Source organism: Rhodococcus sp. (in: high G+C Gram-positive bacteria) (genome assembly GCF_049286785.1).
In the GTDB taxonomy this organism is placed as follows: domain Bacteria; phylum Actinomycetota; class Actinomycetes; order Mycobacteriales; family Mycobacteriaceae; genus Rhodococcus_F.
In genome coordinates, this window is sequence record NZ_JBAQEO010000452.1 from 15649 (window position 1) to 30205 (window position 14557).

General features: G+C 65.2%; 13 protein-coding genes and 2 pseudogenes. 11 read left to right on the forward strand and 4 right to left on the reverse strand.

All coding sequences use genetic code 11. The annotated features are described in order from the left end of the window. The first annotated feature begins 52 nt into the window (after positions 1–52). The 4 genes from WAW17_RS16465 to groL all read left to right on the forward strand — a co-directional run bounded on the left by WAW17_RS16465 (position 53) and on the right by groL (position 4243). The gene (locus WAW17_RS16465; RefSeq protein ID WP_422334017.1) at positions 53–943 is read left to right on the forward strand and encodes a universal stress protein; all 891 of its coding nucleotides are present in this window, start codon (positions 53–55) and stop codon (positions 941–943) included. 32 nt (positions 944–975) lie between these two features. Continuing rightward, positions 976–1755, forward strand: a complete 780-nt coding sequence (locus WAW17_RS16470) for an HAD-IIA family hydrolase (RefSeq protein WP_422334018.1) — start codon at positions 976–978, stop codon at positions 1753–1755. Positions 1756–1834: 79 nt separating this feature from the next. Next, entirely contained in the window at positions 1835–2389 is a 555-nt protein-coding gene (locus tag WAW17_RS16475) for a DUF6764 family protein (RefSeq protein ID WP_422334019.1), read from the forward strand. A gap of 228 nt (positions 2390–2617) precedes the next feature. Beyond that, positions 2618–4243, forward strand: coding sequence for a chaperonin GroEL (groL, locus tag WAW17_RS16480; protein WP_422334020.1), 1626 nt, complete (start codon positions 2618–2620; stop codon positions 4241–4243). Between the two features lie 369 nt (positions 4244–4612). Here groL and WAW17_RS16485 read toward each other — a convergent pair whose 3' ends face one another. Continuing rightward, the gene (locus tag WAW17_RS16485) at positions 4613–4816 is read right to left on the reverse strand and encodes a PspC domain-containing protein (RefSeq protein WP_422334021.1); all 204 of its coding nucleotides are present in this window, start codon (positions 4814–4816) and stop codon (positions 4613–4615) included. A 249-nt stretch (positions 4817–5065) separates the two neighbouring features. On the opposite strand from WAW17_RS16485, the pseudogene WAW17_RS16490 reads away from it, so the two are divergent. The 3 genes and pseudogenes from WAW17_RS16490 to WAW17_RS16500 all read left to right on the forward strand — a co-directional run. Further along, positions 5066–5577: pseudogene (locus tag WAW17_RS16490) on the forward strand (polyphosphate kinase 2); the annotation flags it as partial. Between the two features lie 320 nt (positions 5578–5897). Next, entirely contained in the window at positions 5898–6929 is a 1032-nt protein-coding gene (locus WAW17_RS16495) for an alpha/beta hydrolase (protein ID WP_422334022.1), read from the forward strand. A gap of 101 nt (positions 6930–7030) precedes the next feature. After that, a complete protein-coding gene (locus WAW17_RS16500) occupies positions 7031–7864 on the forward strand; it encodes an alpha/beta fold hydrolase (protein ID WP_422334023.1) in 834 nt (277 codons plus the stop codon). 12 nt (positions 7865–7876) lie between these two features. On the opposite strand, the gene WAW17_RS16505 is transcribed toward WAW17_RS16500, so the two are convergent. Continuing rightward, on the reverse strand, positions 7877–9898 hold the full coding sequence (locus WAW17_RS16505; protein ID WP_422334024.1) for a prolyl oligopeptidase family serine peptidase: 2022 nt from the start codon (positions 9896–9898) through the stop codon (positions 7877–7879). A 200-nt stretch (positions 9899–10098) separates the two neighbouring features. Between WAW17_RS16505 and lpdA the strand changes: the two genes are divergently transcribed. Both lpdA and WAW17_RS16515 read left to right on the forward strand, forming a co-directional pair. After that, positions 10099–11502, forward strand: a complete 1404-nt coding sequence (gene lpdA / locus WAW17_RS16510; protein ID WP_422334025.1) for a dihydrolipoyl dehydrogenase — start codon at positions 10099–10101, stop codon at positions 11500–11502. Positions 11503–11604: 102 nt separating this feature from the next. Next, complete coding sequence (locus tag WAW17_RS16515; RefSeq protein ID WP_422334026.1) at positions 11605–12039, forward strand: DUF5709 domain-containing protein; 435 nt, start codon at positions 11605–11607, stop codon at positions 12037–12039. A gap of 60 nt (positions 12040–12099) precedes the next feature. Here WAW17_RS16515 and WAW17_RS16520 read toward each other — a convergent pair whose 3' ends face one another. Beyond that, complete coding sequence (locus tag WAW17_RS16520; protein WP_422334027.1) at positions 12100–12507, reverse strand: winged helix-turn-helix transcriptional regulator; 408 nt, start codon at positions 12505–12507, stop codon at positions 12100–12102. 125 nt (positions 12508–12632) lie between these two features. Between WAW17_RS16520 and WAW17_RS16525 the strand changes: the two genes are divergently transcribed. Then, the gene (locus tag WAW17_RS16525; RefSeq protein ID WP_422334028.1) at positions 12633–13490 is read left to right on the forward strand and encodes an SDR family oxidoreductase; all 858 of its coding nucleotides are present in this window, start codon (positions 12633–12635) and stop codon (positions 13488–13490) included. A gap of 10 nt (positions 13491–13500) precedes the next feature. Here WAW17_RS16525 and WAW17_RS16530 read toward each other — a convergent pair. Next, a pseudogene (locus tag WAW17_RS16530) lies at positions 13501–13807 on the reverse strand (allophanate hydrolase-related protein); the annotation flags it as partial. Between the two features lie 110 nt (positions 13808–13917). Between WAW17_RS16530 and WAW17_RS16535 the strand changes: the two are divergent. Beyond that, positions 13918–14088, forward strand: coding sequence for a hypothetical protein (locus WAW17_RS16535; RefSeq protein WP_422334029.1), 171 nt, complete (start codon positions 13918–13920; stop codon positions 14086–14088). Positions 14089–14557: the final 469 nt, after the last annotated feature.

Here is a 14557-nt window from a genome sequence, read left to right on the forward strand (position 1 = left end):
GACACGAGCGCTGCCCGAGATGTAGAGCTACCGAGACGTAGAGGAGAGAGTCATGAGCGAACCTGCAGGGGCACCCGTGGTCGTCGGAATCGACGGTTCGCAGGCGGCAACGGATGCTGCCCGCTGGGCCGCCGCGGTCGCGGAACGGGTCCACAGGCCTCTCCTGCTCGCCCATACCTATCCGGACGAGGCCATGTTCTACAACGGCACCGCGATGATGATCGACGCCCAGTTCATGCAGCAAATGCGCGACGACAGCAACACGATGCTCGAGACCGTCGAGAAGAGGGTCCTCGCGGACCATCCCGGACTCGCGGTGGAGCGCGACGTGCGGTCCGGAACGGCATCGTCACACCTCATCGAATTGTCTCGGGAGGCCCGCATGGTCGTGGTCGGCGCGCGGGGAACCGGTGCGGTGGCCGACTACCTGCTCGGCTCCACCATGTTGCGGACGGTCAATCACGCTCAGTGTCCGGTCGCCGTCTTCAGGGGCGGTTCCGCCGCGGTCCCGGACGGTCGCGGGGTGGTGGTCGGCGTGGACGGCAGCGCGATCAGCGAGAAGGCGGTGGAGCAGGCATTCGCGTTCGCCGACACGTTCGGCGTGGAACTCGACGCCGTGCACGCGTGGAGCGGTGAGCGGATGCACGGACTCGGGCGTGCCTCCACGCACGTGGACTGGTCCGCCTACGAGGAAGCCGAGAAGGCGGTGTTGTCCGAGAGCCTCGCCGGGTGGTGCGATCGCTACCCCGATGTCCGGGTGCACGGCTCCTCGGTCGAGGGCGTGCCTGCCGATATCCTCCTGCAGCGCGCAGCCGATGCTCAGCTACTCGTCGTCGGCAGCCACGGTCGCGGCACGGTGGCGGGCAGCCTCCTCGGATCGGTCAGCCAGAATCTGGTGCATCATGCGCCGTGCCCGGTTCTCGTCTGCCGCGTTCCACGGTGACGTGGGACGAGCGTCCCGGATAAGGTCGGATGATGGCCGGCATCAAAGGGGTTCTGCTCGACATCGACGGGGTGCTGGTTACTTCCTGGCATCCGATCGGGGGTGCCGTCGACGCCATGCGTGAACTGCGCGAGCGCGGCCTTGCCCGCGCCTACCTCACCAACACCACCTCCCGAACATGCCGCGAGATCGCAGAATCTCTTCGCGCGGCCGGTTTCGAAGCCGATCCCGACGAGATTGTCACCGCGGCCCGGCTGACCGCGGAGTACCTCCGCAGCACGTATCCGGGAGCCCGGGTCTGGGTTCTCAACAGCGGCGACATCACGCCCGATCTGGACGGGATCGAGCTGGACGAGCACGACCCGCAGGTGGTGGTTCTCGGCGGCGCCGGACCCGAATTCACCCATCGTGCCCTCAGCCGCGTGCTGGAGTTGATGTTCGACGGCGTGCCGGTGGTGGCGATGCACCGCGGGACCACGTGGGCCACCCGCGACGGTTTGCGGCTCGACACCGGCGCCTATCTGCCGGGTCTGGAAGAGGTCTCGGGAGCGAGCGTCGTGTCGGTGGGCAAGCCTTCCCTGTCCGCGTTCCTCACGGCCACCGATGTGATGGGCACCGAACCCGATGCCACGGTCATGGTCGGTGACGATCTGACCGCAGACGTACTGGCCGCGCAGAGCGTCGGACTCACCGGCGTGCTGGTGCGGACGGGGAAGTTCCGGCAGTCGGTTCTCGACCTCTCCGAACGTCGTCCGGACCATGTCATCGACTCGGTGGCACAGCTCCCGGCATTGCTCGACGGACTCGCCTGAGTGCAGTCCGGGACTAACGGCGCGAGAGCGGGTACGCTCGCGGCCGAATCCCAAATCGACGTTCCCAGAAGGAGCTTCCATGCTCGCTGTCCCCATGCCTGCCGCCTCGGCCGTCTCGGCTTCTCGTACTGGTATCACTTCACTTTTCGGTAGACGGTTGGCACGCGCAGGGGCTGCGGTGGCGGTGGGTCTGGGTCTGGCAGCGGGAATGTCGTTCGTCGGCGCGGGTGTTGCGGGGGCCGCGCCCGTCACCTGTGTGTCGCCGCCGTCGGCCAATGACATCCAGGTGTCGGACACCGCGAGCTGTGGCGCCAAAGCGGTCGAGGCGGGCGTGGCCCGCGCAACGGCGGCCGACAGCGGAACCGCGGTGAGCGTCGCCGATGGAAACAGCTCTGCCAACACCTATGCCAACGGTTACGGAACGTCGCTGGGCGCGGCCACCGGTTCGGGCCAGGCGTACGCGGTCTCGCTCGGTGGCGGTCTCGCCCGCTCGGGTGCGGCCGACGGCACCACAACGGTCGCCATCGCCGGATGGGGTTCGGGTGCCACTGCCGACGCGAACGGTGTCGATTGCATGGGCGCGCTGTCCCTCGCCTTCAACGTGAATACGGGTCAGGTCTGCGCGATGCGCTGATCCGGCCGCAGCGCTTCACCCTCCCGACCTTGCACTCGCCAGGGTCGAGTGCTAGAAATGCACTTGGCACTCGCGACACGTGAGTGCCAGGTCGGGACGGTGAGACCGGGAACCACAGACACCCCTGGTCGTCCGTCGCGGGCACCGAACTCGGCCGAAGGCGTATATGAGGCGACCCGATGAGTGGTCGCCTTGTGTGTCACCCCCAATCCGGAGGATCACTTCGCAATGGCCAAGATCATCGCGTTCGACGAAGAGGCCCGTCGTGGCCTCGAGCGAGGCCTCAACGCCCTCGCCGACACTGTCAAGGTGACGTTGGGCCCCAAGGGTCGCAACGTCGTGCTCGAGAAGAAGTGGGGAGCCCCCACGATCACCAACGACGGTGTTTCCATCGCCAAGGAGATCGAGCTCGAGGATCCCTACGAGAAGATCGGTGCCGAGCTGGTCAAGGAGGTCGCCAAGAAGACCGACGACGTCGCCGGCGACGGAACCACCACCGCAACCGTGCTCGCCCAGGCTCTCGTCCGCGAGGGTCTCCGCAACGTTGCTGCCGGCGCCAACCCGCTCGGCCTGAAGCGTGGCATCGAGAAGGCTGTCGAGGCCGTCACGACGCGCCTGCTCGAGACCGCCAAGGAGATCGACACCAAGGAGCAGATCGCTGCTACCGCTGGTATCTCCGCCGGCGACCCGTCCATCGGTGAGCTCATCGCCGAGGCCATGGACAAGGTCGGCAAGGAAGGCGTCATCACGGTCGAGGAGTCCAACACCTTCGGCCTGCAGCTCGAACTCACCGAGGGTATGCGCTTCGACAAGGGCTACATCTCGGCGTACTTCGCCACCGACGCGGAGCGTCAGGAAGCCGTCCTCGAGGACGCGTACATCCTGCTCGTGAGCTCCAAGATCTCCACCGTCAAGGACCTGCTGCCGTTGCTGGAGAAGGTCATCCAGTCGGGCAAGCCGTTGGTCATCATCGCCGAGGACGTCGAGGGCGAAGCCCTGTCCACCCTGGTGGTCAACAAGATCCGTGGCACGTTCAAGTCCGTGGCCGTCAAGGCTCCCGGCTTCGGTGACCGCCGCAAGGCTCAGCTCGCCGATATCGCCATCCTCACCGGTGGCGAGGTCGTCAGCGAAGAGGTCGGCCTCTCCCTGGAGACCGCTGGACTCGAGCTGCTCGGCCAGGCCCGCAAGGTCGTCATCACCAAGGACGAGACCACCATCGTCGAGGGTGCCGGAGATTCCGACGCCATCGCCGGTCGCGTGAGCCAGATCCGCGCCGAGATCGAGAACAGCGACAGCGACTACGACCGCGAGAAGCTGCAGGAGCGTCTGGCCAAGCTGGCCGGTGGCGTTGCAGTCATCAAGGCCGGCGCTGCCACCGAGGTGGAGCTCAAGGAGCGCAAGCACCGCATCGAGGATGCCGTGCGTAACGCCAAGGCTGCCGTCGAAGAGGGCATCGTCGCCGGTGGTGGCGTGGCTCTGCTGCAGTCGGCTCCCGCGCTCGACGACCTCAAGCTCGAGGGTGACGAGGCCACCGGTGCGAACATCGTTCGCGTCGCCCTCGAAGCGCCGCTGAAGCAGATCGCCTTCAACGCAGGCCTCGAGCCCGGCGTCGTTGCCGAGAAGGTTCGCAACCTGCCCGCAGGCCACGGCCTCAACGCCGCGACCAACGAGTACGAGGACCTGCTCGCTGCCGGCATCAACGACCCGGTCAAGGTCACCCGCTCGGCGCTGCAGAACGCAGCGTCCATCGCGGCTCTGTTCCTCACCACCGAGGCCGTCGTCGCCGACAAGCCGGAGAAGGCCGGGGCGCCCGCGGGCGATCCGACCGGCGGCATGGGCGGTATGGACTTCTAGAAGGCGGCTACGCCACCCACGAAGTGCACCGAGAGCCCGGGATTCCCGAAAGGGAGTCCCGGGCTCTTTCTCGGGGTGACCGGTTTCTTCGCGAACTTGGCCGGATCGTTACCTGGATGAACCGAAGAATAATTGTGTGGCGTGTCTTCGCGCGTCGCGGTGGTCGGAACCTTCGGTTCGTGTACAACAAGACAAGTGCCCGACATGGGGCGCGGATCGAAACCACGTTGTTCGAACAGGAGTGGCTATGCTGGAAATCATCATGTTCCTCGCTCAGTTCCTTTCCGGCGGTTCGTCCTTCGGCTCGGGATAGTCCGGGTCTGATGAAACTGGGGCTCACAGAAATGTGGGCCCCAGTTTTGCGTTTGCCTACTTTTCCGGCATCAGCATCCATGCAGCCAGATACACGAGGGCCGCGGTGCCACCGGTGAACAGCGTGGCGACGACGGTGAGCAGCCGAACGAGGTTGACGTCGACGCCGAAGTACTCGGCGATGCCGCCGCACACACCGGCGAGCATCTTCTGATCGTGCGAACGGGTGAACTGGCGGGGGGAATTGCTGTCGAATGTCATGCACCCAGTCTGTCCTGCTCGCGCACCCCGGCGCATCGGGATGTTCCCCTATCTCCACCCTGATCTGGTACCGGGCCGGTGGGTGCCGTCGCCGAACGTGACACGGGTGCGGTCTGAGCAGACGGACGTGACATCGGGCGGACATGGCCGACGTCGACGAACGCCCGCGCTTCCTCAGTGTCTACTCGGATCTCTCGACTGGCTGCGGTGGATCTTCGCGACACGTCCACGCTCGAGTTTCAGAACCGGGTCGACAACCCGCGCGGTGCCCGGGTGGTGGCTCTGGAGGAGCCCGCCCCCTGCGGGAGGCGACGCAGTGGTACTTCCAGCGTTACGTGCAGCATCTGCCGACGGCCGGCGAGATCGTTCTCTTCGATAGGTCCTGGTATAACCGCGGCTGTCGAACGAGTGAAGGGTTTCTGCTCGGACCAGCAGTACCGGCCTTCCTGCACCAGGCGCAGCGGACGCGGTTCACCGTCCGGCAGGTGGATCCCGTCCGGCAGTGGAGGCTCTCCCAATGGACATCGCGTCTCTGGATAAATGGGGCGCTTATACGGCTGCCAAGGAGGTTACGTTCCGTTTTACGGACGCCGATATTGTTCCGTGGACGATGGTCAAGAGCAATGACAAGAAAAGACCGCGTATCACCGCGATGCGTTATGTTCTGTCTCTGTTCGATTACGAGAATAAAAACCTGGCGGTGGTGGAAAAGGCCAGATCCGCTGGTAGTAGGGCATGCAAGCGACGTGATCGGCGAATGACAAACAGTTCATCTGGCCGAAAGGTAAGTAAATTGCTGCTCAGTTTTTCGCGGTTTCGATTTGACTGGCCCGTCGATTCGGGTAGAAAGGAGGGGGCGTCTGAGTAGGCGCAGTATTACCCGTCGATCCACCAGGAGTGAATATGTCTTCGGAAATCGCGACCATCCTCGAAAGCCTCGTCTTCCTCGTTCAGTTCGTCAGCACCATATCGGCCGCGTAAGGTCATACTCCACGGAAACTGGGGCTCACATGTGACAATGTGGGCCCCAGTTTCGGCGCTCGGATGACGTGCGCCGCTCGCCCAGAGGAAAAGGTGAAGGATGGCAAACCGCACTGCAGCGGGTAGGTACGGAGTTCGACTGGCACTCGCGCTTGCTCTGACGGCGGTCGTTCCCTGCCTCGGCGTGCAGGGTGCCTCCGCCGATCCGGCCGACGGCGCCACTACCGGCTCACGCCTCCTCCGAACCGAGCCCGTCGACGGGCGCCAGCAGACGTTGCACGTCTACTCGGCCGCGATGGATCGTGACATTCCGCTCCGTGTGATCACCCCCGCCGACACGAGCGAGCCCCGGCCGACCCTGTACCTGCTCAACGGCGCGGGAGGCGGCGAGGACGCTGCCACCTGGCAGGCCAGGACCGACGTCGTCGACTTCTTCGCAGACAAGAACGTCAACGTGGTCACGCCGATGGAGGGTGCGTTCAGCTACTACACCGACTGGAAGCAGGACGACCCCGCGCTGGGTAACAACAAGTGGATCACTTTCCTGACCGAGGAACTTCCACCGATCATCGAGTCCGCGCTGGGCACGACCGGGGTCAATTCGATTGCCGGGATCTCGATGTCCGGCAGTTCGGTCCTGAGTCTGGCGCAATCGGCACCCGAACTCTACGAAAGCGTCGGCGCGTACAGCGGCTGTGCCATGACGAGCACCGATCCGGGACGCCAGTACGTGCGCCTGGTCGTCGAGTCGCGCGGCGGCGGTGACACCGCGAACATGTGGGGAGCCGAGGACGATCCGGCATGGATCGAGAACGATCCGTATATCAACGCGGAGAAGCTGCGCGGTCTCGACATCTACGTCAGCAGCGGGTCCGGTCTCCCCGGACCTCATGATCGCATCGACGGACCCGGTATCGGCGGCAACTTCGGGACCTACGCCAATCAGGTCCTCGTTGGCGGCATCATCGAGGCGGCCACCGATCAGTGCACACACGCGCTGGCAGACAAGCTGAGTGAACTGCAGATCCCAGCGACGTTCGACTTCCGCCCGACCGGCACCCACTCGTGGGCGTACTGGCAGGACGACCTGCACAAGTCATGGCCGATGCTCGCGTCGTCGATCGGCCTGTAGGCCCGGGTCCATTCCGAACACGCAGACCACTCCGAACACGCAGTCGCATTCACCCCCACGGATCTGGAATCTGCGGGGGTGAATCCGTCTAGTCTGGCGAAGTGGAGACCGTACCGATCCAGATGCCCGACGGAACGACCACCCCGGTTCGGCTCTTCCCCGGACCGGACGAGGCGCCGGTGATCGTGGTGTTCCCGGGGCTGGGCATCCCCGCCGGGTTCTATGAGCCATTCGCGGAAGAATTCGTCTCCCGCGGTCTCAACGCCGCAATCGGTGAACTGCGCGGACAGGGCGACAGCCGGCCGCGGCCGAGCAGCGCGAGCAGATACGGCTACCAGGAACTGGTGTCCGTCGACTTTCCCGCGATCTTCGAGGTGGTGCGGGAACGGTTTCCCGCGTCGACGCCGTTCCTGCTGGGACACAGCATGGGTGGTCAACTGGGCGTGATGTACGCGGCGCGGATCAGGGGCAGGCTGGGCGGACTCGTTCTGGTGGGTTCGGGATCGCCCTACCACCGCGGCTTCCCGGGAGTGCGCTCACCGGGAGTCCTTGTCGGCGCGGCGGCCATGTCGGTGACAGCCAACATCGCCGGGTTCTGGCCGGGAGACAGGCTGGACATCGGTGGGTTCGGACGGCAGTCGAAGGTCCTGATCTCCGACTGGTCCCGCTTCGCCCGCACAGGCAGGATCGCGCCCGCGGGGGCCGATATCGACTACGAGGAGAGGATCGGCAGGCTGAAGTTGCCGGTCCTGTCGATCACCATCGAGGGTGACGATCTGGCGCCGGTCTCCGCGGCGAAGAATCTCCTCGCCAAGTTGCCCCACGCGGACGTCACCACCTGGCACCAGCCGGAGAACCTGGGCCACAACGGGTGGATCCGGGATCCGGCGACCACCGTCGACCGGGTCGTGGAGTGGCTCCACGACCACATCTGACCCCGCGGGCCGTCAGCCGGCCGTGAGTTTGTGCCAGAGGAACATGTAGGTGAGTGCCGACTTGAATGCCGCCTGCGCGTTGTCCGCGGCCCCGCCGTGGCCGCCCTCGATGTTCTCGTAGTACCAGACCTCGTGACCCTGTTCCTCGAGCAAGGCTGTCATCTTGCGGGCGTGCCCGGGGTGTACCCGGTCGTCGCGGGTGGACGTGGTGATGAGGATGGGCGGGTATTGCGCTGTGGCGCTGGTGTTCTGGTAGGGCGAGTACTCGGCCATGAACTTCCAGTCGTCGGGGTCGTCGGGGTCGCCGTACTCGGCCATCCAGGATGCGCCCGCGAGCAGCAGATGGTATCGCTTCATGTCGAGCAGCGGCACCTGGCAGACGATCGCGCCGAACAGCTCGGGGTAGCGGGTGAGCATCACGCCCATGAGCAGTCCGCCGTTGCTGCCGCCCTGGATACCGAGTTGCTTCGGGGTGGTGACGCCGCGGGACACCAGGTCTCGCGCGACGGCGGCGAAGTCCTCGAATGCCTTGTGGCGATTCTCCCGCAAGGCCTGGGTGTGCCATGACGGACCGTACTCACCTCCGCCCCGGATATTGGCGACCACGTAGGCGCCGCCCCGTTCGAGCCACGCGAATCCGACTGCGCCGCTGTATCCGGGCACCATCGAGTTCTCGAAACCGCCGTAACCGTAGAGCAGGGTAGGGCAGGGGCCGGTCACGGTTTCGCGCTTCACCAGGAAATACGGAATCTCGGTGCCGTCGTCCGATGCCACGAAGTGCTGGGATACGGAAATGCCCTCGGCGTCGAAGAAGGACGGGGCCTGCTTGACCGGCTCGAGGGGGCCGCCGACCGTGCCGTAGAGCAGCGTCGCCGGGGTGGTGAATCCGCTGGAGTTGACGAAGAAGCTGTCACTTTCGCGCGGATCGGTGCTGATGATGCCGCTCGCGGTGAGTTCGGGAACCCCGTCGAGTGGTTTCTCCTCCCAGCCGGTTCTGGTCGGGGTGAGGATGGACAACTTGGTCTGCACATCCGACAGGGTGACCAGGAGTAGGTGGTTTCTGGTCCACGTGCCCTGCTCGAGGGCGGTGTGCTCGTCGGGCGTGAACAGCGGGGTCAGCTCGCGCGAGCCGGCGAGGTAGTCCTCGTAGTCGGCGGCGAGCAACGAGCCTGCGGGCCAGACCGTGCCGTCGACCTCCCAGTCGGTGCGCGGCCGCACGGTCAACCAGGTCCGGTAGACGGACGTGCCCGCGTCGTCCGGGGTGTCGATTCGCAGCAGGGAACCGTCCGGCAGCAGTTCGTAGCGTTCCGAATTGTAGAAATCGAGGGAACGCCCGATGAAGTGCCGCTCGAATCCGGGAGTGTCGTCGTAGGACGCGCCGACGGACACGTCGGTGGTTTCACCCTCGAACACGGTGACGGCCTCGGCGAGCGGCGTGCCTCGATGCCAGCGCTTGGCGATCCTCGGATAGCCCGAGTCGGTCATCGATCCCTCGCCGAAATCGGTTCCGACGTAGACCGTGTCCTCGTCGATCCAGCTGATGCTGGTCTTGGCCTCCGGGACGTCGAAGGCGTGGTCACCGCCGACGAACTCGCGCTTGACCATGTCGAATTCGCGGGAGACGGTGGCGTCGGCGCCGCCGCGCGAAAACGACAGGAGCGCGCGCTTCTGTTCCGGACGCAGCACGCTCGCCCCCGCCCACACCCAGTTCTCGTCCTCGCGCTCGGCGAGTTCATCGACGTCGAGCAGGACGTCCCACTGCGGGTTGTCCGTGCGGTACGACTCCAGCGTCGTGCGACGCCAGATGCCACGCTTGTGGTCGGTGTCCCGCCAGAAGTTGTACAGGTACTCGCCGCGCATGCTCGCGTACGGAATGCGATTGTCGGTGTCGAGCACGTTCAGGATCCGGCGCTCGAGATCGGAGAACGCCGCATTCTCGGTGTATTCGGCCAATGTCCGTGCGTTGCGCTCACGCGCCCAGTCGAGCGACCGGTCGGCGGTGACATCTTCGAGCCAGAGGTAGGGATCCGTCATGGCGCCATTCTTGCAGGAACGGCCCCGGCTACCCGTCCCGACGCGACCAGTGCCCCCGGTACCTCCGGCGTACCCACTGTGGGCACAGAACTGCTGTCTACGGACCCAACTTGCCCGTGTCGCCGCGGCCGTCTGGGCTACCGGCGAGTAACCCGACCATCCGCAGACACGGTCGAGAGGCAGGACTACCCTGTGTTTTCGTGACCTCACACTATGACGTCGTTGTCCTCGGAGCCGGTCCCGGTGGGTACGTCGCTGCTATCCGCGCGGCACAACTGGGATTGAGCACCGCCATCATCGAGCAGAAGTATTGGGGTGGTGTGTGCCTGAACGTCGGCTGCATACCCTCCAAGGCACTTCTCCGTAATGCCGAACTTGCGCATCTCTTCACGAAAGAGGCCAAAACTTTCGGTATCTCGGGAGAGGCGTCCTTCGATTTCGGCGTAGCTTTCGACCGCAGCCGCAAGGTTGCAGACGGGCGCGTCAAGGGCGTTCACTTCTTGATGAAGAAGAACAAGATCACCGAGTACGACGGCAAGGGATCGTTCACCGACGCCAACACCATCTCGGTGGAGCTGTCGAAGGGTGGCACCGAGACGCTGACCTTCGACAACGCCATCATCGCCACCGGTTCCACCACGAAGCTGCTCCCGGGCACGGAGCTCAGCGAGAACGTGGTCACCTACGAGGAGCAGATCCTCACTCGTGAGCTGCCGGAGTCGATCCTCATCGTGGGCGCCGGTGCGATCGGCATGGAGTTCGGCTACGTCCTGAAGAACTACGGTGTGGACGTTACGATCGTCGAATTCCTCGATCGTGCGCTCCCCAACGAGGACGCCGACATCTCCAAGGAGATCGAGAAGCAATACAAGAAGCTCGGCGTCACCATTAAGACCGGCGCCGCGGTACAGAGCATCGACGACGACGGCAGCAAGGTCACCGTCTCGATCAAGAACAACAAGAGCGGCGACGTCGAGACCGTCGTGGTCGACAAGGTGCTGCAGTCCGTGGGATTCGCGCCCCGCGTCGAGGGTTTCGGCCTCGAGAAGACCGGTGTGGAGCTCACCGATCGTGGTGCCATCGGGATCACCGACACGATGCAGACCAATGTGCCGCACATCTACGCCGTCGGAGACGTGACGGCCAAGCTCATGCTGGCGCATGTGGCCGAGGCGATGGGTGTGGTGGCCGCCGAGGTCATCGGCGGCGCCGAGACCATGACGTTCGACGACTACCGGATGATGCCGCGCGCCACGTTCTGCCAGCCGCAGGTCGCGAGCTTCGGTCTCACCGAGCAGCAGGCCAAGGACGAGGGTTATGACATCAAGGTGGCCACGTTCCCCTTCACGGCCAACGGGAAGGCGCACGGTCTCGGTGACCCCACCGGTTTCGTGAAGCTGATCGCGGATACGAAGCACGGTGAACTTCTCGGCGGGCACCTCATCGGCCCCGACGTCTCCGAGCTGCTGCCCGAGCTGACTCTCGCGCAGAAGTGGGACCTCACCGTTACCGAGCTGGCCCGGAACGTGCATACGCACCCGACGCTCAGCGAGGCCCTTCAGGAGGCCATCCACGGTCTCGCCGGTCACATGATCAACTTCTGACAGCACTTTTTTCACCGAGGGGCCCGCACAAGATCTGTGCGGGCCCCTCGCATATCCGGCGATCAGATGGCGCGCACCGGACTCCGGTGGCAGGGTGGTGCTATGGGCATTCCCGAGAGCACCCCCGAAGGATCCGAAGGCGAATACAGCTTGGACGACGAGGACCAGCTGCAAATGGAAGACACGCTGGTCGACCGAGGCGTCGACGATGTTCTCGACGAGGGCTACTCGCCCCCGGAGAGGCCGCTGGGTCTCGATGCGCACGGCACCACTTCGCGCGAGCAGTTGGAGGGTGAAACCCTCGATCAGAGGCTCGCGGAGGAAGAGCCGGAACCGGCGCTCGACGAGGAGGGGCAGGACTTCGTCGAGGACGGCGAGGTGGGTAACCTGCGCTCGGGTCGGCTCGTGGCCGAGGACGAAGGCGTGAACGAAGACGAGGAAGCGGATCTGGTGGCCCGGGACATCGGGTTCGACGGTGGAGCGGCGTCCGCCGAAGAAGCGGCGGTGCACGTCGTCGACGAAGGCGACCGCGACTGACCTGTCGACGAAGGCGACCTCGACTGACCTGTCGACGAAGACGACCTCGATCGACGACCGCTAGTGGTCGTCGTGTCGGGAGTCGTAGTCGTCCTGCGCGGCACGGACGTCGGGCATGTGTGCCTCGACGAATTCGATGAGTCCGGTGAGCTGGGCCGCGACCTGCGCGCCGAGGGGTGTGAGGCTGTATTCCACCTTCGGAGGGATCGCTTCCAGCACGTCGCGGCGGACGAGGCCGTCGCGCTCGAGCGCCTGCAACGTCTGGGAGAGCATGCGTTCGCTGACGCCGTCGACCCGTCGTCGAAGTGCGCTGAATCGGTAGCTGCCCTCGGAAAGTGCGGCGAGGGCCAGGGTGCCCCAGCGTCCGGTGACCGTGAGGAGGGTGTCGCGGGACGCGCAGCCTCGCGAGAAGACGTCGGCCTCGAGGGTGGCGTCGTCGTGCGCGGAGGATGGGGTTGCCTCGGACATGCCGCCAGTGTAGCCGCATTCGCGGAAGTACTTACGATAATGCTTGCACTTACGAAAAATAAGTGCATGATGGTGGACGAACCCGAACAGCCAATCCGCCCACGCACGTACTCAGGAGTCGTCTCATGACCATCGCCATCACCGGAGCAACGGGACACCTCGGCCGTCTCGCCGTCGAAGCCCTGCTCGACAAGGGCGCTGCGCCCGCCGAACTCGTCGCCGTCGTCCGGACCCCGTCCAAGGCCGCCGACCTCGCCGCCCGCGGCGTCGAGGTCCGGCAGGCCGACTACGGCGACCGCGACGCGCTCGAGAAAGCCCTCGCCGGCGTCGACAGGCTGCTGCTGGTATCGGGCAGCGAGGTGGGGCAGCGGATCGCGCAGCATACCAACGTGATCGAGGCGGCGAAGGTCGCGGGCGTCGGATTCGTGGCCTACACCAGCGTTCTCGACGCGCAGAAGAGCCCGCTCGCCCTTGCCGCGGAACATCGCGCGACCGAGGACGTGCTGGCTGCGTCCGGCATCGGGTTCGCCCTGCTGCGCAACGGCTGGTACTGGGAGAACTACCTCGGCTCGGTTTCGACCGCCCGTGAGACCGGGAAGCTGTTCGGCAGCGCGGGCGACGGCCGGGTCGCCGCAGCCGCACGGAAGGACTATGCCGAGGCGGCGGCCGCCGTCCTCCTGGCCGACGGGCAGGCGGGAAAGGTGTACGAGCTCGGCGGTGACGAGCGGATCACGTATGCCGAACTGGCCCAGATCATCTCGTCCGTGGTCGGCGCACCCGTCGAGTATCAGGACCTGCCGCAGCCCGAGTACGCCGCCCTGATCGAGGGCGCCGGACTGCCGTCGCCGGTCGCGGCGATGCTGGCCGATTCCGACGCGGGTGTCGCGGCAGGTGCGCTCGACACCGACAGCGGTGACCTGCAGAAGCTGATCGGCCGGAAGTCGACCCCGGCCGCCACCGTTCTCGCCGTGAGTACTTCTTAACCGCGGACGGTCAAGAAGTGCGCACGGCCCGCGCAGGGGCATCGAGACAGGCCCCCCAGCTACTGAATTCGGTGATGTCGGTGGCCCCTCGACGGCGTCGTAGGTGCAGCTGAACCCACGATGATGCGGCCCTCCGACAACTCGACGTTCGTCAGGGCCATCGGGGCGGGAAGCGCCGACAGGAAGGTGCCCAGCCCGGCGAGGTCGAGGCGACCTGGTCGGCGAATCCCGGGCACCACAAACATCACCCCGAACGGTTCACCCGCCACGGTGGGTGTGCCCGGTACGGCGACGGACGCGAGGTCGAGCAGGTTGCAGAGGACTGCGCGGGTATGGGATGTGGCCATCGGCCAGCTCTTCGGCCAGTCGCTTCCCCGCGACACCGACATCGTGGCGTTCAGCGGATGGGCGCCGGATCATCCCCGGTGTGACCGCCAGTGGCATGCACATCCTCAGTGGCATGCACATCGAGCGACACGACGAATTTGATTTCATCATGTGCGATTTCGGCGGCACTGACATCCCGGGGCGGCGCGCCGAGCATTTCGGGGTGGTGCCCTATTGTCCGGTGATCACGTTCAAAGTTGTGTGCACATGACCGTCGCGGTCGAATTCCTCTGCCGCCCGCTGGCTAAACATTCTCGAGGGTCGGACGGGCTCGCTTCTGGGCGGCGATAGCGACGCTTCTCTTATGCCCAACTTGCAAGGGAATACGCCCGCCCACGCCGATTCAGCGAGACCGTACCTGTAGCCCACTTGTCGTCACACTGGTCCGGCCCGGAAAGTTGTCGTCACATTGGTCCGGCCCGGAAAGGCTGATATGCCCTGATCAGGGCGGTGGCCCAGCTTCCGTCTGGGAAGCCGGGCCACCACTGTGCTGGATCGCTCCGTCGGTCAGCTCAGTCCGATGCCGCCGCCGAAGGTGATGCTCAGCCACTTCAGGAACGCGTCGAATGCGACAGTAAAATCGATTCCTGCAGAACCCATGAGAACTCACTCCTTTGGTGGTGTTGTAATCCACGGGATCGTCGATCGCCGCTTACTGTCCCTATCGCATGGATGAGGGC

Excerpts from the sequence above, each read along its gene's own strand:
- WAW17_RS16475 (WP_422334019.1), top strand. The coding sequence starts at position 1,835 with ATGCTCGCTGTCCCCATGCCTGCCGCCTCGGCCGTCTCGGCTTCTCGT.
- WAW17_RS16505 (WP_422334024.1), bottom strand. The coding sequence starts at position 9,898 with ATGACGGATCCCTACCTCTGGCTCGAAGATGTCACCGCCGACCGGTCG.
- WAW17_RS16525 (WP_422334028.1), top strand. The coding sequence starts at position 12,633 with ATGACCATCGCCATCACCGGAGCAACGGGACACCTCGGCCGTCTCGCC.
- WAW17_RS16465 (WP_422334017.1), top strand. The coding sequence starts at position 53 with ATGAGCGAACCTGCAGGGGCACCCGTGGTCGTCGGAATCGACGGTTCG.
- WAW17_RS16520 (WP_422334027.1), bottom strand. The coding sequence starts at position 12,507 with ATGTCCGAGGCAACCCCATCCTCCGCGCACGACGACGCCACCCTCGAG.
- WAW17_RS16485 (WP_422334021.1), bottom strand. The coding sequence starts at position 4,816 with ATGACATTCGACAGCAATTCCCCCCGCCAGTTCACCCGTTCGCACGAT.
- WAW17_RS16495 (WP_422334022.1), top strand. The coding sequence starts at position 5,898 with ATGGCAAACCGCACTGCAGCGGGTAGGTACGGAGTTCGACTGGCACTC.
- WAW17_RS16515 (WP_422334026.1), top strand. The coding sequence starts at position 11,605 with ATGGGCATTCCCGAGAGCACCCCCGAAGGATCCGAAGGCGAATACAGC.
- groL (WP_422334020.1), top strand. The coding sequence starts at position 2,618 with ATGGCCAAGATCATCGCGTTCGACGAAGAGGCCCGTCGTGGCCTCGAG.
- WAW17_RS16470 (WP_422334018.1), top strand. The coding sequence starts at position 976 with ATGGCCGGCATCAAAGGGGTTCTGCTCGACATCGACGGGGTGCTGGTT.